The organism is Nitrospirota bacterium, from assembly GCA_040757335.1.
GTDB lineage: Bacteria > Nitrospirota > Nitrospiria > 2-01-FULL-66-17 > 2-01-FULL-66-17 > JBFLXB01.
In genome coordinates this window covers 23,896-45,868 of record JBFLXB010000019.1, presented here as the reverse complement: position 1 = coordinate 45,868, position 21,973 = coordinate 23,896, and the positions used below count along the sequence as shown (strand labels likewise).

Sequence of the window (21,973 nt, the reverse complement as noted above, 5' to 3'; positions counted from 1 at the left end):
ATACTTCCAAAGTTTTTCGCCAGCATCTCCCATCGAGGCCTAAAACGGGGCGTTCGGGGCGGGTGCGGCCACAAGGATCAGCGTGCCGACGATCAATCAATTGGTGAAGCAAGGGCGTTTTCAAGCGCGCGGGAAGACCAAGTCTCCTGCGTTGAAAGGCGCTCCGCAGCGTCGAGGCGTCTGTGTCCGCGTCTACACGACGACGCCCAAGAAGCCGAACTCCGCGCTCCGGAAAGTGGCCAGGGTGCGTTTGACCAATGGGATGGAGGTCACGACGTACATTCCGGGCGTGGGGCACAACCTTCAGGAACACTCGATCGTGTTGGTTCGAGGCGGTCGCGTCAAAGATCTTCCCGGCGTTCGTTACCACATCGTGCGCGGGACGCTGGACACCCAAGGGGTGCAGAACCGCAAGCAGGGTCGCTCGAAGTACGGGGCGAAGACCCCTAAGTAGCGCGGAACGGACTGATGGTGACCGGGCAGAATCGGGCAGCGACGGCAACGATGGGAGGCAGCCATGCCGCGGCGTAGAGTGCCCGTCAAACGTGAATCGGCGCCGGACTCCCGGTACCACGATCGGTTGGTTGGGAAGTTCATCAACACGCTGATGCATAAAGGCGAAAAAAGCGTGGCGGAGTCGGTGTGCTACGACGCGTTCGACCTGGTCAAGACCAAGACCAATGGCGGGGACCCGCTCAAGTTCTTCAGAGCTGCGGTGGATAACATCAAGCCGGTGTTGGAGGTCAAATCCCGTCGCGTGGGTGGCGCATCGTATCAGGTCCCGGTGGAGGTTCGGCCGGAGCGTCGGATTTCGTTGGCGCTGCGGTGGCTGGTGACCTATGCCAAGCAGCGAAGCGGCCGCTCCATGGAGGAGAAGTTGGCTGCGGAAATGCTCGACGCCTCGAACAACACCGGTGGGGCCGTCAAGAAGCGGGAAGACACGCACAAGATGGCGGAGGCGAACAAGGCATTTGCCCACTATCGGTGGTAACGGCCTTCCGGGTTCTCCTGTAGCGTCGGGTTTCACAATCAGTCGGTTGGGGTAAGAAGGAACACAAGTGCCTCGTCAGTACCCATTAGAGCGGACCCGCAACATCGGGATCATGGCGCATATCGACGCGGGCAAAACCACGACCACCGAGCGCATCTTGTATTACACCGGCGTGACCCATCGGATCGGCGAGGTGGACGAGGGCTCGGCCACCATGGATTGGATGGAGCAGGAACGCGAGCGCGGGATCACGATCACGGCCGCCGCCACGACCTGTTTCTGGAGGGACTATCGGATCAACATCATCGACACCCCGGGGCACGTGGACTTCACGATCGAAGTCGAGCGCTCCCTGCGGGTGTTGGACGGCGCGGTTGCGGTGTTCGACTCGGTGCAAGGGGTGGAGCCGCAGTCCGAAACCGTCTGGCGACAGGCGGACAAGTATCGCGTGCCCCGCATCGCGTTCATGAACAAGATGGACCGGATCGGGGCTGATTTCTTCGCGAGCGTGCAGTCGTTGGTGGACCGGCTGGGAGTTCGCCCGGTCTGCCTTCAGCTCCCCATTGGAAAGGAGAGCACGTTCCGAGGCCCGGTCGACCTGCTCACTATGAAAGGGGTCTTTTTCGACGACGAAACGCTCGGAGCGAAGTTCGTCGTGGACGAGATCCCGGGGGATCTCAAAGACCAAGCGCACGAGTATCGGGAGAAGATGATCGAGGCGCTCGCGGATTGCGATGAGACCGTGATGGAGCGGTATCTCGCCGGCGAGTCGCCGACGGTTGAGGAACTGAAGGCCGCGATCCGCAAGGGCGTGCTTGATATGAAGGTCGTCCCGGTCCTCTGCGGCGCCTCATTTAAGAATAAGGGCGTGCAGTTGCTCTTGGATGCCGTGGTGGACTACTTGCCGTCGCCCTTGGACATTCCGCCGGTGACCGGGGTCGACATGAAGACCCAGCAGGAGGTCACGCGTCGTCCCGACGACAACGAAAAATTTTCGGCACTGGCTTTTAAGATCATGACCGATCCGTTCGTGGGGCAGCTCACCTTTTTCCGCGTCTACTCGGGCATCTTGAAATCGGGCTCGTACATCTACAACGCGACCAAGGACAGCAAGGAACGGATCGGGCGCATTCTCAAGATGCACGCCAACAAACGCGAAGAGGTCAAGGAGATGTACGCCGGAGAGATCGGCGCGGCGGTGGGACTCAAGGGCGCCACCACCGGTGACACGCTCTGCGACGAGGATCATCCGGTTCTGCTCGAAGTGATGAAGTTCCCCGAACCGGTGATCCAGATGGCGATCGAGCCCAAGACCAAACCGGATCAAGAAAAGATGGGGCTCGCCCTCCAGAAGCTCGCGCAAGAGGATCCCTCGCTGCGGGTTTCGACCGACGAAGAGACCATGCAAACGCTCATCGCCGGGATGGGGGAGTTGCATCTGGAGATCATCGTCGATCGTCTGAAGCGGGAGTTCAAGGTCGAAACCAACGTCGGCAAACCCCAGGTGGCGTTCCGGGAGACGATCCGAACGGCGTCGGGGGCGGAAGGCAAATATATCCGGCAGACCGGCGGGCGCGGGCAGTATGGGCACGTGGTCTTGGAGATCGAGCCCCAGGAACCTGGCAAGGGCTTTGAGTTCGAAAACAAGATCGTGGGCGGAAGAGTCCCTAGGGAGTATATTCCCGCCGTGGAAAAAGGGGTGCGCGAGGCCATGGAAAACGGCGTGGTCGCGGGCTATCCCATGGTGGACATCAAGGTGAGGATCGTCGACGGCTCGTACCACGACGTGGACTCGTCGGAAATGGCGTTCAAGATCGCGGGCTCGATGGGTTTCAAGGAGGCCGCGAAAAAGGCGAATCCCGTGTTGCTGGAGCCGATCATGTCGCTGGAAGTGATCGTGCCCGAGGATTATATGGGGGACGTGATCGGTGATCTCAACTCGCGGCGCGGCAAGATTCAAGGGATGAAGGCGAGGGGGTCGGCGCAGGTCATCACCGCCGAGGTGCCGCTGGCCGAGATGTTCGGCTACGCCACCGATCTGCGGTCCAAGACCCAGGGTCGCGGCACCTTTACCATGCAGTTCGCGCACTACGACATGGTGCCGAAACCGATTGCCGATCAGATCGTTGCGAAGGTGCAGGGTGGGTAGGAGCCCGTCCATGAATGGCCATCTGCGGCGTTGTCGCTGCGCTTCGGTGCTCACGTACGCACCCAGTACGCTGCGCTCCGGTGCTCGCTCCGCCTGGCATCTGGCCATCCCTGAACGGGCTCAACTGGCCGAAGCATTCAGTAAGCCCCGCTTGAATGAGAACCGGGGTTAAGGGAGACGCACATGGCGAAAGCGAAATTTGAGCGGACGAAGCCGCACCTGAACATCGGGACGATCGGGCACGTGGACCACGGGAAGACGACGTTGACGGCGGCGATCACCAAAGTGCTGGCGGAGAAGAAGCTGGCGGAATTCATGGCGTACGACCAGATCGACAAAGCGCCGGAAGAGAAAGAGCGGGGGATCACCATCGCGATCGCGCACGTAGAATACCAGACCGACAACCGGCACTACGCGCACGTGGACTGCCCGGGGCACGCGGACTACGTCAAGAACATGATCACCGGGGCGGCGCAGATGGACGGCGCGATCCTGGTGGTCAGCGCGGCGGACGGGCCGATGCCGCAAACGCGCGAGCACATCCTGTTGGCGCGGCAAGTGGGCGTGCCCTACATCGTCGTGTTTTTAAACAAAGCCGACATGGTCGACGACAAAGAGCTGTTGGACCTGGTCGAGCTGGAAGTGCGCGAGCTGCTCAAAAAATACGAATTTCCGGGGGATCAGATCCCGTTCGTGGCGGGCAGCGCGCTCAAAGCATTGGAAGGGGACCAAGGGCCGCTGGGCGCGCCGGCGATCCTCAAATTGATGGAGAACGTGGACACCTACATCCCGACGCCCAAACGCGACATCGACAAGCCCTTCCAGATGAGCGTGGAAGACGTCTTCTCGATCTCGGGGCGGGGCACCGTGGTGACGGGGCGGATCGAGCGGGGCGTCGTCAAAGTGGGCGATGAGATCGAGATCGTGGGGATCAAAGCCACGCAGAAGACCGTGGTCACGGGCGTGGAGATGTTCCGCAAAGTGCTCGACCAGGGGCAAGCGGGCGACAACGTGGGGATCCTCTTGCGGGGGACCAAGAAAGAAGAAGTGGAGCGGGGGATGGTGTTGGCCAAGCCGGGGAGCATCACGCCGCACACCAAATTCAAGGCCGAAGCGTACATCTTGACCAAAGAAGAAGGGGGGCGGCACACGCCGTTCTTCAACGGGTACCGGCCGCAGTTCTACTTTCGGACCACGGACGTGACGGGGGTGGCAAAGCTGCCGGAAGGCGTGGAGATGGTGATGCCGGGGGACAACGTGCGGATGGACGTGGAGCTGATCACGCCGATCGCGATGGAAGAGGGGTTGCGCTTTGCGATCCGGGAGGGCGGCCGGACCGTGGGCGCCGGCGTCATCACCGGGATCATCGCGTGAGGCGCCTGTCCATGAGCGGTCATCTGCGTCGTTGCCGCTGCGCTTCCGGTCCTCGCGTCATTCGTAGGGGCGTATTGCAATACGCCCCTACAGGATCCGGGTCTCGCGGCGCCTTGCATCTGACGCATTCCTGAACAGGCTCCGGGGAAAGAAAGAACAAGACGACATGGTTGTCGCAAATCAAAAAATTCGGATCAGGCTGAAGGGATATGACTATCGCGTGCTCGATCAATCCGTGGTGGAGATCGTGGAGACGGCCAAGCGCACGGGCGCGAAGATTTCAGGCCCGGTGCCGTTGCCGACCCGGATCAACCGGTACACGGTGCTCCGTTCGCCGCACGTGGACAAAAAGTCGCGCGAACAATTCGAGATCCGCACGCACAAGCGGTTGATCGAAATCATGGAACCGTCGCCGGAAACCGTGGACGCGCTGATGAAGCTCAACCTCGCGGCCGGTGTCCACGTGGAGATCAAGTTGTGATTGGCGGATTGCTCGGTCGCAAACTCGGCATGACCCAGGTGTTCGGGGAGAACGGGCGGTTGATTCCCGTGACCGTGGTCCAGGCCGGCCCGTGTCGAGTCGTACAGGTCAAGACTCCTGAGACCGATGGGTACCGGGCGGTGCAGCTCTCGTTTGATCCGAAGAAAGAAAGTCGGGCGAATCAACCGCTGCGCGGTCACTACAAGAAGGCCAATGTGCCGCCGGCGTATCACCTTCGCGAGTTCCCGACCGATGGCCAGGGCGTCGAAGTGGGCCAGACCGTCAGCGCGGAGGCGCTGCAAAAGGGCGAGTGGGTTTCGGTCAGCGGGATTTCGAAAGGCAAGGGATTTGCCGGCGTCATGAAGCGCCACCACTTTTCAGGCGGTCCCGCGACTCACGGCTCGATGTTTCATCGGCAACCCGGATCCATCGGGGCGAGTTCGTTTCCGTCGCGTGTGTTCAAGGGCAAGCGGCTGCCCGGCCACATGGGCGCGGAGCGCGTCACCGTCAAGGGCCTCGAGGTGATCGACGTGCGGGCCGAGGAGAACCTCGTGTTGTTGCGGGGCGCGATCCCCGGTCCAACCGGCTCGGTGGTGGAGATTCGGCGCGTCGCGTCTGCCGGAGGGGGGGCATGACGCCGAGCAAGGGAAGCAAGGGGAGGGCCGGGAAGGCGAAGCCCGCGTCCTCGGCGCGTTCCAAGCCGCCAGCGACCAAGGCACGCAAACCCATTGCCAAGGCGGCTGCAAAGCCCAAAGCCGCCGCGCGTCCGACCCGCGTCGCGCCACGCGAGCCATCCAAGAAGCAAACCGCACCTCCGGCGGCCCCGAAGGCCCCGAAGGTCGCTGTTCCCGTCACCAGGCCGGCGGTCGAGATTTCGGCCTCGGGTGCACGAGTCGTGTCGGTCTTGAACGCGAAGAACGAGACTGTCGGGCGCATCGAGCTGACGGGGCGGTTGTTTACCTCGGAGCCCAATCGCGCGCTGCTCCACGAGGCGGTGACCATGCAGTTGGCCTCGCGCCGACAGGGAACCGCTGATACCAAAGAGCGCGGTGAAGTGAGCGGAACCGGGCGCAAGCCGTGGAAACAAAAGGGGACGGGCCGGGCGCGTGCGGGGTCGATCCGCTCGCCGCTGTGGCGAAAGGGCGGCACCGTGTTCGGTCCCACGCCCAGAGACTATGGTTATGCGTTTCCGCGCAAGAAAGCGCGCGCCGCGCTGGCAGGAGCGATGAGTGCCAAGGTGGTGCAGGACCAGGTGGTGGTGCTCGACCAGTTGGCGTTGGCCGAGCCCAAGACCAAGCTGATGGCGGGACTACTCGAGGCCTTGGGGTTGGACGGCCGGGTGTTGATCGTTCACCGCGACGCCGATGGATGGATCCGGCGGGCCAGCGCGAACCTGGGCCGCGTCACCGTGGTCGACGTCCCGGGACTCAACGTCTACGATGTGCTGGCGCATCACCACGTGGTGCTGATGCAACCTGATCTCGGCCGTTTGGCGGAGGCGTGGTCATGAGCGCGGCGCCGCGAAAGGCGACGCCCAAGGCCGCGACCGGAAACGCCCCGGGTTTGCGGGTCGATCCCCACGATATTTTGATTGCTCCGCTCCTGACGGAAAAAAGCACGCGCTTGCGCGAAGAGCACAACCAGATCTCGTTCATGGTCTCGTCTCGGGCCAACAAGTCGGAAGTGAAGAAGGCGGTCGAAGAAGCGCTGAAGGTCAAGGTGGCGTCGGTCAACATCGTCAACGTGCGGGGCAAAACCAAGCGGCTCGGGCGATTCGAAGGGCGAGAACCGTCGTGGAAGAAGGGGATCGTGACGTTGAAGCCGGGTCAGAAGCTCGACCTGTTCGAGGGAGGATAGGAGCCCGCGGATGAAGGGTCATCTGCTGCGTTGTCGCTGCGCACCCGGTGCTCACGTACGCACCCAGTACGCTCCGCTCCGGTGCTCGCTCCGCCTTGCATCTGACCCTTCCTGCGCGGGCTCACAGACAGAAACGGTGTCATTATGGCGATAAAGGGATACAAGCCCACCTCCCCGGGGCGACGCGCGATGACGTGTTCGACGTTCGAAGAGCTCACCAAACGGCGTCCGGAAAAATCGCTGGTGGTGTCGCGTTCCCCGTCGGGCGGACGCAACAACGTCGGGAAGATGACGGTGCGGCACCGGGGCGGCGGTCACAAACGTGCGTTCCGGCTCATCGACTTCAAGCGGGATAAGCCGGACATTCCGGCGACGGTGGCGTCCATCGAGTACGATCCGAATCGTTCCGCCCGGATCGCGCTGCTGAACTACCGCGACGGGGAGAAGCGCTACATCTTGGCGCCGCTCGGCCTGACCGTGGGGAGTACCGTGATGTCGGGTCCGAACGCCGAGATCCGAGTGGGCAACGCGCTCCCGCTGTCCAAGATCACGGTGGGGACGCAGATCCACAACATCGAAATGCGGCCGGGCAAAGGCGGCCAACTGGCCCGTAGCGCGGGCACGGTGGCGCAGTTGATGGCCAGGGATGAGCGGTATGCCCAGGTGCGGTTGGGCTCCGGAGAGGTTCGATTGATCAGCGCCGCGTGTATGGCCACGGTCGGTCAGGTCGGCAATCTCGATCACGAAAACGTGTCGATCGGCAAGGCCGGACGCTCCCGATGGTTGGGGCGTCGTCCGACGGTCCGGGGGGTGGCGATGAACCCCGTTGACCACCCGCACGGCGGCGGCGAGGGGAAGGCCGGGCAAGGCAATCCCCATCCGGTGTCCCCCTGGGGTCAGCTCGCCAAGGGGTTCAAGACCAGGCGCCGGAAGGACACGACGCGGTTCATCATCAAGAAGAGGACGTAGCGAGCTATGCCGAGATCAGTCAAGAAAGGCCCGTTCGTCGACGCCAGCTTGATGGCCAAGATCGAAAAACTCAACCAGGCCAGGGACAAAAAGATCATCAAAACGTGGTCGCGCCGGTCGACCATCGTGCCGGAGATGTTGGGACACACCTTGGCGGTTCACAACGGCAAGAAGTTCATCCCGGTGTACGTGACCGAGAATCTGGTCGGGCACAAGCTCGGGGAGTTCGCGCCCACGCGGCTCTTCAAAGGCCACGGCGCGGCCAAGACGGAGAAGGCGACGGCGCCGAAGTAGCGCGCGGCGAAGAGAGGAACGGCGGATACCATGGCAGAGGCAAAAGCGGTCCTCAAGTTCGTACGGATCGCCCCCCGCAAGGCGCGAAGCGTGATCGATCTGATCCGCGGCAAGCGCGCGGGAGACGCGCTCTCGGTGCTGAAGTTCACCTCGAGGGGCGCGGCTCGCGTGGTCGAAAAGGTGCTGCGGTCAGCCATCGCGAACGCGGAAAATCGGGACATCGGCGACGTGGACGACTTGGTGGTGAGCCACGCGGTGGTTGATCAGGGTCCGACGCTCAAGCGGATCCAGCCGGCGCCGCAGGGACGCGCGCACGCGATCCACAAACGGATGAGCCACATCACCGTCGTCGTCACGCCGAAACCGCGTCCCGCGCGGCGCGCGGCGGCGACCGGCACAGCGAAGGGAGCGGAGCACCGTGGGGCATAAGGTCCACCCGATCGGTTTCCGATTGGGTTACATCAAGTCGTGGAACTCGCGTTGGTTCGCGGGCAAGGAGTTCGCCGCGCTCTTGCACGAAGACCTCAAGGTCCGCAAGATCGTCAAAGGCAAGCTGTACCACGCCGGGATCTCGCGGATCGAAATCGAGCGGTCGGGCAACCAACTCCGGATCAACCTGCACACCTCAAGACCCGGGATCATCATCGGACGAAAAGGGGCCGAGGTGGACAAGCTCAAGGCGGAGATCGAAGCGCTGACCAAACGCCAGGTGGCGATCAACATCCGGGAGATCAAGAAACCCGAAGTGGACGCGCAACTGGTGGCCGAGAATATCGCCCTTCAATTGGAGAAGCGCATCGCCTTTCGTCGCGCGATGAAGAAGGCGGTGGTCTCCGCGCTCCGTTTGGGCGCCAAGGGCATCAGGGTCGCGTGTGCGGGTCGATTGGGCGGCGGCGAAATCGCACGGACGGAGTGGTACCGCGAGGGGCGGGTTCCCCTGCACACCCTGCGCGCCGATATCGACTACGGCCTGGCCGAGGCCAAAACCACCTACGGTCAGATCGGCGTGAAAGTCTGGATTTACCGGGGCGAACTGGCGCCGGGAGCCGCGCTCGCGGTCGCTGATGAGCGGGGGATGAAGGCCCATGCTTAGCCCCAAGAAAGTCAAATACCGCAAGATGCAAAAGGGCCGCATGAACGGCAAGGCCTATCGCGGCGCAGCGCTGGCGTTCGGGGACTTCGGCCTCAAGGCGATGGAACCGGGATGGGTCACCGCGCGGCAAATCGAGGCGGCGCGCATCGCCATGACCCGGTACGTCAAGCGCGGCGGACGGATCTGGATCCGCGTTTTCCCCGACAAGCCCATCAGCAAGAAGCCCGCGGAAACCCGGATGGGAAAAGGCAAGGGCAATCCCGAGCTGTGGGTTTGCGTGGTCAAGCCGGGCCGGATCCTCTATGAGATGGAAGGGGTGACGCAAGACGTGGCCAAGGCCGCGTTCCGGCTCGCCGCGTTCAAGCTCCCGATCGCGACCAGGTTCATCGAGCGCGGAGCGGAGGTGTAGCGATGGCGACCGACGTGAAGGACCTCCGAGGCCTGACAAGCGAAGAACTCGCGCAGAAGGTGCGGGATCTCAAGAAAGAATTGTTCCATCTGCGCGTGCAGAACGCGACCGGCCGGGTGGAGAGCCCGGCTCGGTTCAAGGCCGTCCGGCGCGAGGTCGCGCGGGTGAAAACCATTGCCCGCGAGTTGGGCCGCACGGGCGCCAAATGACCATGGCCAAGAACGCCGAAACCATGAGGCCCCGCGCGGAGCCCACGAAGGATCGCTCCAACACACCCAAATCGGTGGTGGGGCGGGTCGTGAGCAATAAGATGCAGAAGACCGTGGTGGTCGCGGTCGAGTGGACGATCGTTCACCCGCAGTATAAGAAGGTGGTCCGACGGAGCACCCGTTACATGGCTCACGACGACCGGAACTGCGGCGTGGGGGACCTGGTCCGACTATCGGAGACGCGTCCGTTGTCCAAGCGCAAGCGCTGGCGGGTGGTTTCGATCCTCGAACGGGCCGTGGAAATCGGGAAGGCCGCCCAGGAGCCGACGGCGTCATGATCCAGATTTACACCATGCTCGATGTCGCCGACAATTCGGGCGCGAAGAAGGTGATGTGTTTTCACGTCTTCGGCGGGTCCAAGCGCCGGTACGCCACGATCGGCGACGTGATCACGGTCACGGTCAAAGAAGCCATTCCCCAGGGCAGCGTCAAGAAGGGGGAGGTGGTGAAGGCGGTGGTGGTTCGTACCGTCAAAGGCGTGCGTCGGGAGGACGGTTCCTACATCAAATTCGACCGCAACGCCGCGGTGCTGATCAACGCCCAGGGCGAACCGATCGGCACCCGAATCTTCGGGCCGGTCGCCCGAGAATTGAGATGGAAGAAGTTCATGAAGATCATTTCGTTGGCGCCCGAGGTGTTGTAGATGATCGGGACGACACTCAAGTCGATTGAAGCAATGCCCACGAAGGCGCGGATCAAGAAGGGCGACACCGTGGTGATCCTGGCCGGCAAAGAACGCGGGAAGCAGGGCAAGGTCCTGCACGTGATGCCGGCCCAGTCCAAGGTGGTGGTGGAAAAACTCAACCTGATCAAACGCCACACCAAGCCCGGCCGCTCGAGCAAGGGCGGCATCGTGGAAAAGGAAGGCGCGCTCGCGCTCGCGAAGGTGATGGTGGTGTGTCCACACTGCGCCAAACCCGCCAGGCTCGGGGTCGCGCTGCTCGATGGTGGGCGACGGCTCCGCCGCTGCAAGCGGTGCGGAGAGATCGTGGATAAGGGCTAGCGATGGCAAAGACCTCGACCACCGAAGTACCGCCCCTTCGCACGCGTTACCAAGAAGAAGTGGTGCCGCTGCTGATGAAGGAATTCGCCTACAAGAACCCGATGCAGGTGCCGCGACTGGAAAAGGTCGTGCTCAACGTCGGGATGGGCGAGGCCACCTCCAACGGTAAGCTGCTGGAAGCCGCGATGGGCGAGGTGGCCCAAATCACGGGACAACGTCCCATGATCACCAAGGCGCGCAAATCCATCGCCGGGTTCAAGCTGCGCCAGGGCATGTCCATCGGGTGCAAGGTGACGATGCGGGGCCAGCGCATGTGGGAGTTCCTCGAGCGCCTGCTGCACGTGGCGCTCCCGCGCATCCGCGATTTTCGCGGCGTGCTGGGGCGATCGTTCGACGGGCGGGGCAACTACACGCTGGGTGTCAAGGAGCAGCTGATTTTCCCCGAGATCAAATACGACGAGATCAGCGCGATTCACGGCATGGATGTGACGATCGTAACCACCGCCAAGACCGATGCGGAAGCCAAGGCCCTGCTCAAACACCTCGGCATGCCGTTCAGGAACTGACCGCAGAGCTGATCGAAGGAGACCCATGGCACGCAAGGCAATCATCCATAAATCCCTCCAGCCGCAAAAATTCGCGGTTCGCCAGTACCATCGCTGCCGGTCCTGCGGCCGCGTGCGGGGCTACATGAGAAAATTCGCCCTCTGCCGGATCTGCTTCCGCAACTTCAGCCTGCGGGGGGATATCCCCGGCGTGGTGAAGGCGAGCTGGTAGATGAAGACCAGAACCGGTAAACCGGCGAATCGGGGAATCGGGGAACGGAAAAACGAAGGAGTAATGTTTCGATGAGTATGACCGATCCCATCGCCGACATGTTGACGCGTATTCGCAACGCGATGATGCGACGTCACGAGTCCGTCCTCATCCCGGCGTCTCGGATCAAACGCGAGATCGCCCGCCTGCTCAAAGAGGAAGGCTTTGTTCGCGATGCGCGTTTGGTGTCTCACGAGGGGCGACAGGCGCTCAAGATCGAGCTGAAATACCTCAACGAAGAAGAGCCGGTGATCGCGGGGATCGAACGCGTGAGCACCCCCGGTCGGCGCGTGTACGTGGGTTACGACCGCATCCCGCAGGTCAAAGGCGGTTACGGGATCGCGGTCCTCTCCACCAACCGTGGGGTCCTGACCGACAAGCAATCTCGGCAGGCCAAGGTCGGCGGAGAGGTATTGTGTTACGTGTGGTGAGCCATGTCGAGGATCGGGCGTAAAGAGTTGGCGGTTCCCAAGGGGGTCGACGTGAAGGTCGCGGGAGGCCTCGTCCGGGTGAAAGGCCCGAAGGGCGAGCTTTCCAAGACGATCCACCCGCGGGTGTCGGTTCAGGTGGAGAACGGCCAGATCCGAGTAGGCCGCTCCACCGACGAGAAGACCGACCGCTCCCTCCACGGCACGGTCAGGAACGAGATCAAGAACATGGTCGAGGGCGTGACCCAGGGGTATGAACGGGTGCTGGAGATCAGCGGCGTGGGGTACCGCGCCCAACTGCAGGGCAAGAAGCTGCTCCTGAGCCTGGGGCACACGCACCAGATCGAGTTTCCGTTGCCAGCGGGGATCGACGCGGCGGTCGACAAACAGACCACAGTCACGCTGAAGGGAATCGACAAGTACGTGCTCGGCCAGGCCGCGGCCAAGATTCGGGCGATGCGAAAGCCCGAGCCCTACAAGGGCAAGGGCGTCAAGTACGCGGGCGAACACATCATCCGCAAGGAAGGAAAGACCGGCAAGTAGGACCTGTCGGCGCCGGAGGGCGTCCTGAGATGATCGAACGATGAGCACAAATGCCAAAGATAAAGTCGAGGCCCGCCAGCGCAGACACCGTCGCGTGCGGAAGCGGGTGATCGGCACCAAGAGCCGTCTGCGGTTGTCGGTGTTCCGAAGCAATCGCTATCTGTACTGTCAAATCATCGACGACCTCGATGGGCGGACCGTGGTCTCGGCCTCCACGCTGGAACCCTCGATTCGCGAGCGGGTGAAACACAACTCGATCGAGGCGGCGAAGGCCCTGGGTGCGGCGGTGGCTGAGCGCGCCAAGGCGGCGAACGTGGTGGCGGTGGTTTTTGATCGCGGGGGCTACCTGTATCACGGCAGGCTCAAAGCGCTTGCGGACGCCGCGCGTGAAGCGGGATTGCAATTCTAGGAGGGCTGACGGTTGGAACGTGTCAATCCGGATGAGCTGACCTTAAAGGACAAGGTCGTGTATATCAACCGTGTGGCCAAGGTGGTGAAGGGCGGCAAGCGGTTCAGTTTTGCGGCGATCGTTGTGGTCGGCGACGGCCAGGGGTACGTCGGTGTGGGCAAAGGCAAGGCCGCGGAAGTCCCTGAGGCGATCCGCAAGGCCGTCGAGCACGCCAAGAAAAGCCTGGTGCGAGTGCCGATCAAAGACGATACCATCCCGTACGAGATCGTCGGGCGGTGCGGGGCCGAACGGATCATGATGAAGCCCGCCGCGGAGGGAACGGGAATTATCGCGGGCGGCGCCGTGCGTTCGGTAATGGAGATCTCCGGGATTCGGAATATCCTCTGCAAGTCGTTGGGGAGCGGGAATCCCTACAACGTGGTCAAGGCCACGCTCAACGGTCTGACGGCGCTGCGCGACCCGGACACGCTCACGAGGATGCGGGGCGTGCGGGCGGTCGAGCCGGCCGAGGTGGGAGCGTGATGGGTCCGCAAACTCCGAGCGCAACGCCGGCGACGACACCAACGGGTTCCCGCCTGGCCATCACTCTGGTGAGAAGCCCGATCGGCCGCCCGGCGAAGCACAAAGCCATCGTCAAGGGGTTGGGATTTCGTAAGCTGCAACAGACGGTGATCCGACCGGACAATCCGGCCATTCGGGGGATGGTGGCCGCGATCTCGCATATGGTCCTGGTCGAACCCCACACCGAAGGACGGTCATGATTCGGCTGGATCAGCTCGCTCCTGCGCGGGGCGCGAAGAAGAAAGAAAAGCGGATCGGCCGCGGCATCGGTTCCGGTCACGGCAAGACCTCGACCAAGGGCCACAAGGGGCAGGGCGCCCGTTCCGGCGGGACGAAGGCTCCGGGATTCGAAGGCGGCCAGAATCCGATGATCCGCCGCGCGCCGAAGCGCGGGTTCGTGAATATTTTTCGCGAGGCGCCGTCGGTCGTGAACCTTGATCGACTGGCGGGCTTCGACGCGACCGACGCGGTCACGCCCGAACGACTGAAGGCCGCCGGCGTGATCAAGGCGTCGGCCGCGACGGTCAAGATTCTCGGAGACGGGACGCTGGCCGCTCCGCTGACGATCCAGGCGCACGCGTTCAGCCGGCGCGCAAAGGAGAAGATCGAAGCGGCTGGTGGAAAGGCGGTGGTTATCGAAGCCTTGCCGCGGCACTGAGAAGGGACGACCGCGTGTTCGAACGGCTCGTCACGAATCTCCAGAACGTCTTCAAGATTCCGGAGCTGCGCCAGCGGATTTTCTTCACGTTGGCGATGCTGGCCGTGTACCGCGTCGCGGCGCACGTGCCGACCCCGGGTATCAACGGCGAAGAACTGAGCAAGTTCCTCCATCAGGAAGGCGGCGCCCTGATGGGTTTTCTGGACATGTTCTCCGGCGGCGCGCTGGCCAGAGTCACCATCGTGGCCCTGGGGATCATGCCGTACATTTCGGCCTCCATCATCCTGCAGTTGTTGACGGTGGTGGTGCCGGCCCTGACCAAGTTGGCGAAGGAGGGGGAGCGGGGGCGCAAGAAGATCATCCAGTACACGCGGTACGGGACCATCGGCATCGGCCTTATTCAATCGTTCGGCATCGCCGTGGGGTTGGAGAAGATGAACGGCGGGGTGTTCGTACAGCAACCGGGCTGGTCGTTCCGCCTGATGACCATGATCACCATCACGGCGGGCACGGCCTTTCTCATGTGGCTCGGAGAGCAGATCACCGAACGCGGCATCGGGAACGGGATTTCGTTGATCATCTTCGCGGGGATCGTGGCGAACATTCCCAGCGCGCTCATCAACACCTATAACCTGTGGGACACGGGGCAGTTGAGCAGCGTGTTCCTGATCGCGCTGGCCGTCATGATGGTGGGCGTGACCGCGGCGATCGTGTTCCTGGAAAGCGGGCGGCGAAAGGTGCCGGTGCAGTACGCCAAACGGGTGGTGGGACGTCGGGTCTATGGGGGACAGAACACGCACATTCCGCTCAAGATCAATACCGCGGGCGTGATCCCGCCGATCTTCGCGTCGAGCCTGATCGCGTTTCCGGCCACGATCGCGGGGTTCATCCAGATCGCGTGGGTGCAGAGCCTCTCGCAGCAACTGGCGCCGGGTTCGGCGTTGTACACGGTGTTGTACGTCGGGTTGATCATCTTTTTCGCGTTCTTTTACACCGCGGTGGTCTTGAATCCGGTGGACATGGCGGACAACATGAAAAAGTACGGCGGGTTCATTCCCGGGATCAGACCGGGGCAGAAGACGTCGGACTACATTTACCGGGTGCTGACCCGCGTGACGTTTGCCGGGTCGATTTACCTCGCCGTCGTCTGCGTGATTCCGGAGTTGTTGATCTATCAAGCCGGGCTGCCGTTCTTCTTCGGCGGCACGTCGCTGCTGATCGTCGTTGGAGTGGGCCTCGACACCGCGCAGCAGATCGAGACCCACATGATCACCAGAAACTACGAAGGCTTTATGCGGAAGGGGCGGCTCAAGGGCCGCAGCGGGTAGCGGTGAGGGTGGTCTTTATCGGCCCCCCGGGGGTGGGCAAGGGCACGCAGGCGCAACGGTTGGCCGCGGCGCAGGGGATCGCGAAGATCTCCACCGGCGACGTGCTGCGGGAAGCGGTGCGCAACAATACGCCGTTGGGCCGTCAGGCCAAGACGTTTATGGAGGCTGGCGCATTGGTGCCCGATGAAGTCGTGATCGGGATGCTGGCCGAGCGCCTGAAAGCCGACGACACCAAGCCGGGGTATCTCTTGGACGGATTTCCGCGGACGATTCCCCAGGCGGAAGCGCTGGACGCGATGCTCGCGTCGCGCGGCGAACGGCTGGACCGCGCGGTCGCGTTTCAAGCGGGGGCCGACCTGATCGTGGATCGTCTGTCCGGCCGACGCGGGTGTCCGAAATGCGGGAGGGTGTATCACGTGAAATACGACCCGTCGCCGCAAGGGACCCGATGTGGGGCGTGCGGAACCGAACTCATCCAGCGTGACGACGACCGCGAGGAGACGATACGGAAACGATTGGCGGTGTACGAGCGTGAAACCGCGCCGCTCCTGGCGTATTATCAAGCGCGCGGCCTGTTGACGATGATCGACGGCTCGGCGCCGATCGAGCAGGTCGCGGCGCGCGTTGAGGCGGCGCTGCTCTCGCCGCGGGCGGTATGATCATCTTGAAGACACCGCAGGAGATCGAACTGATCGCCCAAGCCAGTCGGGTCGTGGCATCGACCATCGCGTTCCTCCGTGAACGGGTCAAGCCCGGCGTCACCACCGCCGAACTGGATCGCTGGGCCGAGGATTTCATCGTGCGTGAGGGCGCACGGCCCGCGTTCAAGGGGTACCGGGGATTCCCGGCGACGTTGTGCACCTCGGTGAACGAAGAGGTGGTGCACGGCATCCCGTCGCCGCAGAAACGGCTCGAGGAAGGCGACATTATCGGCGTGGACGTGGGCGCGATTGTCGAAGGGTATCACGGCGACGCGGCGGTGACCTTGCCGGTCGGCCAGATTTCGGAGGAGGCGGCTCGGCTCATCCGCGTCACGGAAGATGCCTTGGACGCCGGGTTGGCGCAGGTGAACGTGGGCAATCGGTTGTCCGATGTCTCGCACGCGATCCAGTCGGTGGCCGAGCGTGAAGGGTACTCCGTGGTGACTGATTTCGTGGGCCACGGCATCGGCCGGAGTCTCCACGAGGATCCGCAGGTGCCGAACTTCGGAAAACCCGGGGAGGGGCCTCGGCTCAAACAGGGATTGGTGTTGGCGATCGAGCCGATGGTCAACGTCGGTGGGAGCGAAGTGGAGGTGTTGGCCGATCGGTGGACCGTGGTGACCAGAGACCGGAAGCTGTCGGCGCACTTCGAGCACACCATCGCCCTGACCGCCGAAGGCCCGAAAGTGCTGACGCGCGCGGCGTAACGGAGACGATGGCGAAGGAAGATACAATCGAAGTGCAGGGGACGATTGTCGAACCCCTCCCCAACGCCATGTTCCGGGTGGCGCTGGAGAACGGCCACAAGGTGTTGGCGCATATTTCCGGGAAGATGCGGATGCACTATATCAAGATCCTCCCCGGGGACAAGGTCACGGTCGAATTGTCGCAGTACGATCTGACCAGGGGACGCATCACGTACCGTTTCAGCAAGTAGTGGGGGAACCGGCATGAAAGTGCGATCATCGATTAAAACGATTTGTGCGAAGTGCAAGATCATCAAGCGTCGCGGAGTCGTTCGCGTAATTTGCGAGAACCCGCGGCACAAACAGCGACAAGGGTAGGAGCCTGTCCATGAACGGCCATCTGCGGCGTTGTCGCTGCGCATCCGCTCCTCACGTACATACCGAGTACGCTGCGGTGCGGTGCTCACTCCGCCTTGCATCTGGCGCGTTCCTGAACAGGCTGATGGATTTCGAGACTAGTATTTAGGAGAAGATATGGCGCGTATCGCTGGAATTGATTTGCCGCGGGACAAGCGGGTCGAGATCGGGTTGACCGCGATCTACGGCATCGGTCGGTCCTCGGCGCTCAAGATTTTGCGGCAGGCGAACGTGGATCCCGCCACGCGGGTCAAGGCCCTCCAGGAAGGCGAGGTGGTCCGCCTGAGGGACATCGTCGACCGCGAGTACAAGGTGGAGGGGGATCTCCGCCGCGAGACGGCGATGAACATCAAGCGTCTGATGGACATCGGGTGTTATCGTGGGCTGCGTCACCGCCGCGGCCTCCCGGTTCGGGGTCAGCGAACGCACACCAACGCCAAGACCCGGAAGGGACCGAACCGACGCGGGATCGGCGCGAAGAAAAAAGAAAAGTAGGGGCGTACGGCTGTACGCCCGTCCGTGACGAGACGGTGCGCGAGCGAGGATGCGAGGGGGAGTATGGTCAATAAGAAAGTCGGCAAAAAGAAGGAACGCAAACACGTGCAAACGGGCGTGGCGCACGTGCAGGCTTCGTTCAACAATACGATCGTCACCCTGACCGATCTGGCCGGCAACGTGGTGGTCTGGGCCAGCGCGGGCAACCAGGGGTTTAAGGGGTCTCGCAAGAGCACCCCGTTCGCCGCGCAGCGGGCCGCGGACGCGGCCGCCAAAAAAGCCATGGAACACGGGATGCGGCAAGTGGACGTGTACGTCAAGGGGCCGGGATCGGGTCGCGAATCCGCGATCCGGGCGTTGCAGGTGGCCGGCCTCAAGATCAATCTTATTCGGGACGTGACGCCGATCCCGCATAATGGGTGTCGGCCGCCGAAACGCCGCCGAGTTTAAGGAGAAGACCAAGTGGGACGATATTTAGGGCCGGTGTGCCGGCTGTGCCGTCGCGAGGGCACGAAGTTGTTTCTCAAGGGAACGCGCTGTTACTCGGACAAGTGCGCGGTGGACCGTCGGAGTTACCCCCCGGGTCAACACGGGCAGGGTCGGATGCGGACGTCCGAGTACAGCCTCCAGCTCCGCGAGAAACAAAAGCTCAAGCGGATCTACGGGCTGCTGGAACGCCAGTTCCGCGGGTATTTTCACCGGGCGGAGCGTATGAAGGGTATTACCGGCGAGAACCTGTTGGTCTTGCTCGAGCGCCGGTTGGACAACGTGGTCTATCGGTTGGGATTCGCGTCGTCGCGTCGGGAGGCCAGGCAGTTGGTCCGGCACGGCCATTTTCAGGTCAACGGGAAGAAGGTGGACATTCCCTCGTTTCTGGTCGTGCCGGGTGCGACCGTGTCGGTCCACGAGTCGTCGCGGTCGATGTTACCGGTCCAAAAGGCGCTCGAAGGCGTGGACGGGCGCGGTGTTCCATCGTGGCTGGAGGTGGACAAGACCCACTGTACCGGTCGAGTCAAGGAGCTCCCGACCAAGGAAGAGATCGCCCTGCCGGTCAACGAGCAGCTCGTAGTCGAGCTGTACTCGCGATAGATCGAGCCGCAGGACGCGGTGGCGAATGCAGGCTAGGGTGGAGATGATGCTATGACAACATTGATCAGAACGAGTGATTTTCAGGCGCCGCGAAAAATGGAATGCGACAAGGAGAGCTTGACCGACACGTACGGCAAGTTCACCGCGGAGCCGTTCGAGCGCGGGTTCGGCACCACGATCGGCAACGCCCTGCGGCGCGTGCTGCTGTCGTCCATCGTCGGGGCCGCCGTCACCTCGATCAAAATCGAGGGCGTGTTGCACGAGTTCGCCACGATTCCCGGCGTGAAAGAGGACGTTACCGACGTCGTCTTGAACCTCAAGCGCCTGCGCGTGAAACTGCACGGCGACAAGCCGAAGGTGGTCACGATCAACAAACGCGGGCCCGGCGAACTGACGGGGGAAGACATCGTGCACGACGCCGACGTGGAGATTCTCACGCCGGACATCCACATCGCGACGCTCGACAAAGACGCGAACGTGAAGGCCGAGTTGACCGTCAAGCTCGGGCGCGGGTACGTGCCGGCCGATCGCAACAAAGAAGAAGGCATGCCGATCGGCACCATCCCCATCGACGCCATCTTCCCGCCGGTCAAACGCGTGAACTTCGTGGTCGAGCCCGCTCGCGTCGGGCGGATCACGGACTACGATCGCCTGGTCATGGAAATCTGGACCGACGGCAGCATCACGCCGGAAGACGCGCTGGCGCACGCGGCCAAGATCGTCAAAGATCACATGCAAATCTTCATCAACTTCGACGAGGGCGACGCGGTCGCCGTCCCGGTGACCGAGGAGACGCGCAAGGACTTGAACCGCAACCTGTTTCGCGGCGTGAACGAGCTGGAGCTCTCGGTGCGGGCGGCCAACTGCCTCAAGAACGCGAACATCAAGACCATCGCGGACCTCGTGCAAAAGACCGAACATGAGATGCTCAAGACCAAGAACTTCGGCCGCAAGTCGCTCAACGAGATCAAGGAGCTGCTCCACGAGATGGGGCTGTCCTTCGGCATGAACATCAAAGACTTGATTCCGCCGGAGGGCACCGAAGCCGAGATCAGAGTGGAGACCGAAGCCAAGCCCGAGGGGGTGGCCTGACATGCGCCATCGCAAAGCCGGCCGAGCCTTGGGCCGAAACAGCGGCCATCGGCGCGCCCTGTATCGCTCGCTGGTGACCTCGCTATTGGAGCACGAGCGGATCGAAACCACGGTTCCGAAAGCCAAGGAGATCCGGTCGTTCACCGACAAAATGATCACGCTGGCCAAACGCGGCGACCTGGCCTCTCGGCGACGCGCGCTGGCCTTCATCCAGAAAGAATCCGTAGTCCGCACTTTGTTCTCCGACATCGGCCCGCGCTTCACGAACCGCGCCGGCGGCTACACCCGCGTGCTCCAATCCCGCCGACGCCTCGGCGACGGCGCCGCCATGGCCGTGATCGAGCTGACCGAAATGAAGCCCAAGGTCACCACGGCCGGGCCGGAGAAGAAGGGCAAGGGCGCGAAGAAGGAAAAGGCTGAGGCGGCGAAGGCCAAAGCAGAGTAGCCTATCTCAACCAGAGTCAGTTGCCGAAGGGGCCCCGCCTAGTTGGCGGTGCCCCTTCGCTTTATTTTGATCGGTACGTTCTTTTAAAGTCTTTACACGGTCCGCGACCGCGTGCATTTGTTATCCGCGAAGGCCCTGCGCGTTTGATTCGGCAGGGGCTGAGGTGACTGCGACCCTCCAAGCAGTGACTAGTGCATCGGCTTGACCTAGTCGTCCTCGCTTGTTAAAAGTTACGTTAACATGCAGCCACGCCGATCCGGCTCTCTGCTCTGCGTCGTGTGTGGTCTTGCGCTTCTGCTCACGGCCTGTCCCAACGACTCGGGGACTGGTACCCAGTCGCCAATTGCCCTCCGGGTCGAACCCGTTGTCTCCGGCTTGTCCAACCCCCTACTCCTGACGGCTCCGGCGTTCGACCCGAGACTGTTCATCGTCGAGCAACCCGGCCGCATTCGTATCGTTGAAAACGGCGCGCTGCTTCCCACTTCGTTTCTCGATCTGGTCGGTCAGATCAGTAGCGGCGGGGAGCGCGGGTTGCTGGGGCTGGCCTTTCACCCATCCTACGCGGCGAATGGCTTCTTTTACGTGTACTACACGGCTCCGAACGGAGACATCACGGTCGAGCGGTACACGGTGAGCGCGGATCCGAACCTGGCGAATGAGGGATCAGCCCACCTGATTCTGTCCGTTGCGCACTCCACGCAAACGAACCACAACGGCGGCATGCTCGCGTTCGGGACCGATGGCAAGCTCTACATCGGAACCGGAGACGGGGGCGGTGGGGGCGATCCGGACGAGAATGGTCAGAACCCGAACACGCTGCTCGGCAAGCTGCTGCGCCTCGACGTGGATGCCGGGGATCCGTATGCGATCCCTCCCGACAATCCGTTTGTGGGGACGCCAGGGGCGCGGGGGGAGATCTGGGCGCTCGGGCTGCGAAACCCGTGGCGCTGGGCCTTTGATCGGACCGCTGGGCGTCTGTATATCGCGGACGTCGGACAGAGCGCGTGGGAAGAGGTCAACGTGGTGTCTGCCACCACTGCGGGCGCGAACTACGGGTGGGACATCATGGAGGGATTTCACTGCTACGAGCCGTCGAGCGGCTGCGATCAGAGCGGGCTCACGCTTCCCGTTATCGAGTACGGGCATGCCGAGGGCTGTTCAATCACGGGCGGCTTTGTCTACCGCGGCGCGGCCATCCCGTCGCTACAGGGAACGTATTTCTACGCGGACTACTGTGACGGGTGGGTGCGCAGCTTTCGCTACGCGAACGGCGCCGCCACGGAACAGCGGGAATGGGCCTTCGGAAGCCTCGGAAGTATTCTCTCGTTCGGCGAAGGCGCGGACGGCGAGTTATATATCTTATCGGCGAACGGTACAGTCTACCAGATTATCCCGGCCCCTTAAGCTCTAGACCCC

General features: G+C 62.7%; 36 protein-coding genes. All 36 read left to right on the top strand.

The features are described 5' to 3' along the window. Positions 1 to 82: 82 nt before the first annotated feature. The 36 genes from rpsL (at position 83) to AB1451_10890 (ending at position 21,961) form a co-directional block, all read left to right on the top strand. The gene (rpsL, locus tag AB1451_11065) at positions 83 to 454 is read left to right on the top strand and encodes a 30S ribosomal protein S12 (GenBank protein ID MEW6683447.1); all 372 of its coding nucleotides are present in this window, start codon (positions 83 to 85) and stop codon (positions 452 to 454) included. Positions 455 to 517: 63 nt separating this feature from the next. Then, a complete protein-coding gene (gene rpsG, locus AB1451_11060; GenBank protein MEW6683446.1) occupies positions 518 to 991 on the top strand; it encodes a 30S ribosomal protein S7 in 474 nt (157 codons plus the stop codon). Positions 992 to 1,058: 67 nt separating this feature from the next. Continuing rightward, positions 1,059 to 3,140 (top strand): elongation factor G, encoded by a 2,082-nt coding sequence (gene fusA / locus AB1451_11055; GenBank protein MEW6683445.1) that lies wholly within the window; start codon positions 1,059 to 1,061, stop codon positions 3,138 to 3,140. 183 nt (positions 3,141 to 3,323) lie between these two features. Then, positions 3,324 to 4,514 (top strand): elongation factor Tu, encoded by a 1,191-nt coding sequence (gene tuf, locus AB1451_11050; protein MEW6683444.1) that lies wholly within the window; start codon positions 3,324 to 3,326, stop codon positions 4,512 to 4,514. A 166-nt stretch (positions 4,515 to 4,680) separates the two neighbouring features. Further along, complete coding sequence (gene rpsJ / locus AB1451_11045) at positions 4,681 to 4,995, top strand: 30S ribosomal protein S10 (GenBank protein ID MEW6683443.1); 315 nt, start codon at positions 4,681 to 4,683, stop codon at positions 4,993 to 4,995. Continuing rightward, positions 4,992 to 5,630 (top strand): 50S ribosomal protein L3, encoded by a 639-nt coding sequence (rplC, locus tag AB1451_11040; GenBank protein ID MEW6683442.1) that lies wholly within the window; start codon positions 4,992 to 4,994, stop codon positions 5,628 to 5,630. Before rpsJ ends, rplC begins: the two co-directional genes overlap by 4 nt. Positions 5,631 to 5,890: 260 nt before the next feature. Next, a complete protein-coding gene (gene rplD, locus AB1451_11035; GenBank protein MEW6683441.1) occupies positions 5,891 to 6,505 on the top strand; it encodes a 50S ribosomal protein L4 in 615 nt (204 codons plus the stop codon). Next, complete coding sequence (rplW, locus tag AB1451_11030; protein MEW6683440.1) at positions 6,502 to 6,852, top strand: 50S ribosomal protein L23; 351 nt, start codon at positions 6,502 to 6,504, stop codon at positions 6,850 to 6,852. Before rplD ends, rplW begins: the two co-directional genes overlap by 4 nt. Positions 6,853 to 6,996: 144 nt before the next feature. Further along, complete coding sequence (gene rplB, locus AB1451_11025; GenBank protein ID MEW6683439.1) at positions 6,997 to 7,821, top strand: 50S ribosomal protein L2; 825 nt, start codon at positions 6,997 to 6,999, stop codon at positions 7,819 to 7,821. A gap of 6 nt (positions 7,822 to 7,827) precedes the next feature. Then, complete coding sequence (rpsS, locus tag AB1451_11020; protein MEW6683438.1) at positions 7,828 to 8,115, top strand: 30S ribosomal protein S19; 288 nt, start codon at positions 7,828 to 7,830, stop codon at positions 8,113 to 8,115. Positions 8,116 to 8,145: 30 nt separating this feature from the next. Further along, entirely contained in the window at positions 8,146 to 8,544 is a 399-nt protein-coding gene (gene rplV, locus AB1451_11015; GenBank protein ID MEW6683437.1) for a 50S ribosomal protein L22, read from the top strand. Further along, entirely contained in the window at positions 8,534 to 9,208 is a 675-nt protein-coding gene (gene rpsC / locus AB1451_11010) for a 30S ribosomal protein S3 (GenBank protein ID MEW6683436.1), read from the top strand. Before rplV ends, rpsC begins: the two co-directional genes overlap by 11 nt. Further along, on the top strand, positions 9,201 to 9,617 hold the full coding sequence (gene rplP / locus AB1451_11005) for a 50S ribosomal protein L16 (protein MEW6683435.1): 417 nt from the start codon (positions 9,201 to 9,203) through the stop codon (positions 9,615 to 9,617). Before rpsC ends, rplP begins: the two co-directional genes overlap by 8 nt. A 2-nt stretch (positions 9,618 to 9,619) precedes the next feature. Then, positions 9,620 to 9,826 (top strand): 50S ribosomal protein L29, encoded by a 207-nt coding sequence (rpmC, locus tag AB1451_11000; protein ID MEW6683434.1) that lies wholly within the window; start codon positions 9,620 to 9,622, stop codon positions 9,824 to 9,826. Positions 9,827 to 9,849: 23 nt separating this feature from the next. After that, positions 9,850 to 10,164 (top strand): 30S ribosomal protein S17, encoded by a 315-nt coding sequence (rpsQ, locus tag AB1451_10995; protein MEW6683433.1) that lies wholly within the window; start codon positions 9,850 to 9,852, stop codon positions 10,162 to 10,164. Further along, positions 10,161 to 10,529 (top strand): 50S ribosomal protein L14, encoded by a 369-nt coding sequence (gene rplN, locus AB1451_10990; protein MEW6683432.1) that lies wholly within the window; start codon positions 10,161 to 10,163, stop codon positions 10,527 to 10,529. The genes rpsQ and rplN overlap by 4 nt, the downstream gene beginning before the upstream one ends. Then, on the top strand, positions 10,530 to 10,889 hold the full coding sequence (gene rplX / locus AB1451_10985) for a 50S ribosomal protein L24 (protein MEW6683431.1): 360 nt from the start codon (positions 10,530 to 10,532) through the stop codon (positions 10,887 to 10,889). 2 nt (positions 10,890 to 10,891) lie between these two features. Next, complete coding sequence (gene rplE / locus AB1451_10980; protein ID MEW6683430.1) at positions 10,892 to 11,455, top strand: 50S ribosomal protein L5; 564 nt, start codon at positions 10,892 to 10,894, stop codon at positions 11,453 to 11,455. 25 nt (positions 11,456 to 11,480) lie between these two features. Beyond that, on the top strand, positions 11,481 to 11,666 hold the full coding sequence (locus tag AB1451_10975; GenBank protein ID MEW6683429.1) for a type Z 30S ribosomal protein S14: 186 nt from the start codon (positions 11,481 to 11,483) through the stop codon (positions 11,664 to 11,666). Between the two features lie 71 nt (positions 11,667 to 11,737). After that, positions 11,738 to 12,136 (top strand): 30S ribosomal protein S8, encoded by a 399-nt coding sequence (gene rpsH, locus AB1451_10970; protein MEW6683428.1) that lies wholly within the window; start codon positions 11,738 to 11,740, stop codon positions 12,134 to 12,136. A gap of 3 nt (positions 12,137 to 12,139) precedes the next feature. After that, positions 12,140 to 12,676, top strand: coding sequence for a 50S ribosomal protein L6 (gene rplF, locus AB1451_10965; protein ID MEW6683427.1), 537 nt, complete (start codon positions 12,140 to 12,142; stop codon positions 12,674 to 12,676). A gap of 40 nt (positions 12,677 to 12,716) precedes the next feature. Further along, entirely contained in the window at positions 12,717 to 13,085 is a 369-nt protein-coding gene (gene rplR / locus AB1451_10960) for a 50S ribosomal protein L18 (GenBank protein MEW6683426.1), read from the top strand. Between the two features lie 12 nt (positions 13,086 to 13,097). Then, positions 13,098 to 13,607, top strand: a complete 510-nt coding sequence (rpsE, locus tag AB1451_10955) for a 30S ribosomal protein S5 (protein ID MEW6683425.1) — start codon at positions 13,098 to 13,100, stop codon at positions 13,605 to 13,607. Further along, the gene (gene rpmD, locus AB1451_10950) at positions 13,607 to 13,846 is read left to right on the top strand and encodes a 50S ribosomal protein L30 (protein ID MEW6683424.1); all 240 of its coding nucleotides are present in this window, start codon (positions 13,607 to 13,609) and stop codon (positions 13,844 to 13,846) included. The genes rpsE and rpmD overlap by 1 nt, the downstream gene beginning before the upstream one ends. Next, positions 13,846 to 14,304: a 50S ribosomal protein L15 gene (gene rplO / locus AB1451_10945; GenBank protein MEW6683423.1), complete on the top strand. Its 459-nt coding sequence runs from the start codon at positions 13,846 to 13,848 to the stop codon at positions 14,302 to 14,304. The genes rpmD and rplO overlap by 1 nt, the downstream gene beginning before the upstream one ends. Before the next feature lie 14 nt (positions 14,305 to 14,318). Then, positions 14,319 to 15,632 (top strand): preprotein translocase subunit SecY, encoded by a 1,314-nt coding sequence (gene secY, locus AB1451_10940; GenBank protein ID MEW6683422.1) that lies wholly within the window; start codon positions 14,319 to 14,321, stop codon positions 15,630 to 15,632. A gap of 2 nt (positions 15,633 to 15,634) precedes the next feature. Then, positions 15,635 to 16,291 carry an adenylate kinase gene (locus AB1451_10935; GenBank protein ID MEW6683421.1) on the top strand — a complete coding sequence of 219 codons (657 nt, stop codon included), beginning with the start codon at positions 15,635 to 15,637 and terminating at the stop codon, positions 16,289 to 16,291. Further along, positions 16,288 to 17,040 carry a type I methionyl aminopeptidase gene (gene map / locus AB1451_10930; protein ID MEW6683420.1) on the top strand — a complete coding sequence of 251 codons (753 nt, stop codon included), beginning with the start codon at positions 16,288 to 16,290 and terminating at the stop codon, positions 17,038 to 17,040. Before AB1451_10935 ends, map begins: the two co-directional genes overlap by 4 nt. Positions 17,041 to 17,048: 8 nt before the next feature. Next, positions 17,049 to 17,270, top strand: a complete 222-nt coding sequence (gene infA, locus AB1451_10925) for a translation initiation factor IF-1 (GenBank protein MEW6683419.1) — start codon at positions 17,049 to 17,051, stop codon at positions 17,268 to 17,270. 13 nt (positions 17,271 to 17,283) lie between these two features. Next, positions 17,284 to 17,397, top strand: coding sequence for a 50S ribosomal protein L36 (gene rpmJ, locus AB1451_10920; GenBank protein MEW6683418.1), 114 nt, complete (start codon positions 17,284 to 17,286; stop codon positions 17,395 to 17,397). Between the two features lie 156 nt (positions 17,398 to 17,553). Beyond that, positions 17,554 to 17,931 carry a 30S ribosomal protein S13 gene (gene rpsM, locus AB1451_10915; GenBank protein ID MEW6683417.1) on the top strand — a complete coding sequence of 126 codons (378 nt, stop codon included), beginning with the start codon at positions 17,554 to 17,556 and terminating at the stop codon, positions 17,929 to 17,931. Between the two features lie 63 nt (positions 17,932 to 17,994). After that, entirely contained in the window at positions 17,995 to 18,381 is a 387-nt protein-coding gene (gene rpsK / locus AB1451_10910; GenBank protein ID MEW6683416.1) for a 30S ribosomal protein S11, read from the top strand. A 12-nt stretch (positions 18,382 to 18,393) separates the two neighbouring features. Continuing rightward, the gene (rpsD, locus tag AB1451_10905) at positions 18,394 to 19,020 is read left to right on the top strand and encodes a 30S ribosomal protein S4 (protein MEW6683415.1); all 627 of its coding nucleotides are present in this window, start codon (positions 18,394 to 18,396) and stop codon (positions 19,018 to 19,020) included. Between the two features lie 51 nt (positions 19,021 to 19,071). Continuing rightward, positions 19,072 to 20,112, top strand: coding sequence for a DNA-directed RNA polymerase subunit alpha (locus AB1451_10900; protein MEW6683414.1), 1,041 nt, complete (start codon positions 19,072 to 19,074; stop codon positions 20,110 to 20,112). Position 20,113: 1 nt separating this feature from the next. Beyond that, on the top strand, positions 20,114 to 20,557 hold the full coding sequence (rplQ, locus tag AB1451_10895) for a 50S ribosomal protein L17 (protein MEW6683413.1): 444 nt from the start codon (positions 20,114 to 20,116) through the stop codon (positions 20,555 to 20,557). Between the two features lie 240 nt (positions 20,558 to 20,797). Continuing rightward, complete coding sequence (locus AB1451_10890; GenBank protein MEW6683412.1) at positions 20,798 to 21,961, top strand: PQQ-dependent sugar dehydrogenase; 1,164 nt, start codon at positions 20,798 to 20,800, stop codon at positions 21,959 to 21,961. Positions 21,962 to 21,973: the final 12 nt, after the last annotated feature.